A 1817-nucleotide genomic window follows, 5' to 3' on the forward strand; every position below is an offset into this window, starting at 1 on the left:
TGTCAGTCCTGTATAAGTTGACTGTCACGCCGCCATCGCGGGCAAGCCCGGCTCCCACATTGAAGGTTACTTCAGGCTCGCCTCAACCTTCTGCGCCACCTGCGGCGTCAACCACGCCTTCCACACTTCAGGGTGTTCCTTGAGGAACACTTGCGCCACGTCACGCGGCGCCGTGTGATTTTCGCTCATCGCCGCCAAGGCTTTATTCAATGGCTCAATCGGAAACTGCACCTTGGTAAAGAACTCGGCAATCTGCGGCTGCGCTTGCTGGAACGGTGTCGACACACCGATGCTCAGCTTGGACGCCAACGAGCGCGTCGGCCGTGGGTTGGGGTTGTCTGCATCGGTCAGGGTCTTCCAGGCATCGGCGTCAAATGGCGGTTCTTCCAGCTGGATCAGCTTGTAACGGCCCATCAAGGGCGTTGGCGACCAGTAGTAGAACAGCACCGGCTTGCCACGACGGATCGACGACGCGATCTCCGCATCCAGCGCCGCACCCGAGCCGCTGCGAAAATTCACATAGCTGTCGTTCAGGCCATACGCCTTGAGCTTCTGCGCGTTGACCACTTCCGAGGTCCAGCCGATCGGGCTGTTAAGAAAACGCCCTTTACCGGGCGACTCCGGGTCTTTGAACACGTCCTTGTAACGCGCCAGGTCCTGCACGGTCTTGAGGTCCGGCGCCAGCGGCTTGAGGCCTTTGGCCGGGTCGCCCTTGACCACGTATTCCGGCACCCACCAACCTTCGGTGGCGCCTTTGACCGTATCGCCCAGGCCGATGACTTTGCCTTCGGCCTCGGCCTTGACCCACGCCGGACTGCGCCCGGCCCATTCTTCGCCGATCACCTGGATATCGTTTTTCGCCATGGCGGTTTCCAGCGTAATGGTGGTACCGGGCAACGTATCAGTGGGCAGGTCATAGCCCTTTTCGACAATAAAGCGCAGCACTTCGGTGATCAGGCTACCGCTTTCCCAGTTCATGTCGGCAAAGTGCACCGGCGTTTGCGCAGCCGATACCGGCAACGACAGACTCATGGTCGTCAACGCCGCAGCCGCAGCCGCAACCACCAGGGTTCTCAATCCTTTCATGCCTTTGCACCTCGCATTTTCACAGCCATAGCGGGCGGCTTTGCTGCGGATGCGCGAAGCCTCTGAATAGTTAAGTCAACTCAACTGTAGTAGAGGTTCCGGAGGCGCAAGAATACACGTGGCGTTTAGCAGTTACTCACTGGCCTTGAACGTCACCAGTTCACCCTTGCGCCACTTGGCGGCCTTGCCGGTCACGGCCTTGAGGGTTTTGGTCAAGCCTTCCTGCAATTGTTCATTGGCGGCGAACACCAGCATCACGCTGTGGCCTTCCTTGAACACGATACCCTGGCCTTCGGTCGACGAAACAAAGGCGTAATCGCCCAAGCCATACACCGTCAACTTGATGTCGCGAAACTTCAGTTCGAACTTGCCGCCTTCACGGCTCGGCAACACGGCGGCACGAAAATGGTCGCCGACCTTGAGTTCCAGGCGCGGTTTGTCATCCACGACCAGCGCCGATTCAGTATCGATCTCGGCGATGTAAATGCCTTCCGGCGTCTGTTCAGTGATGTAAACGAAACGGGATTGAAACTGCTTGACCAACTTTGCGCGCAAATCACCCAGCACGAATAACGCGTGCATATCCAGATTACTGACTGCCAAGGAAACGCCCCCACATCAAAAAAGGCGCTGACCGCCAGAGCGGGCAGCACAAAAAAACGGCCGTTACGGCTCGATCACACATTCGTAAAAAACTGAAGAAACCTGCTGCCACGCCATAAGACTAGTAC

Annotated in this window: 2 protein-coding genes; both read right to left on the minus strand. The window is 57.7% G+C overall.

Annotation, left to right across the window (positions count from 1 at the left end; genetic code table 11):
- Positions 1-66 precede the first annotated feature (66 nt).
- Positions 67-1086, minus strand: coding sequence for an ABC transporter substrate-binding protein (locus tag FEM54_RS31760; RefSeq protein ID WP_138454190.1), 1020 nt, complete (start codon positions 1084-1086; stop codon positions 67-69).
- A gap of 132 nt (positions 1087-1218) precedes the next feature.
- Entirely contained in the window at positions 1219-1668 is a 450-nt protein-coding gene (locus tag FEM54_RS31765) for a hypothetical protein (RefSeq protein ID WP_050547738.1), read from the minus strand.
- Positions 1669-1817: the final 149 nt, after the last annotated feature.

Origin of the sequence: Pseudomonas edaphica, from assembly GCF_005863185.1 — a bacterium.
Taxonomy (GTDB): domain Bacteria; phylum Pseudomonadota; class Gammaproteobacteria; order Pseudomonadales; family Pseudomonadaceae; genus Aquipseudomonas; species Aquipseudomonas edaphica.

Coding starts and splice junctions, on each gene's coding strand:
- FEM54_RS31760 (WP_138454190.1), bottom strand. CDS start 1,086: ATGAAAGGATTGAGAACCCTGGTGGTTGCGGCTGCGGCTGCGGCGTTG.
- FEM54_RS31765 (WP_050547738.1), bottom strand. CDS start 1,668: ATGCACGCGTTATTCGTGCTGGGTGATTTGCGCGCAAAGTTGGTCAAG.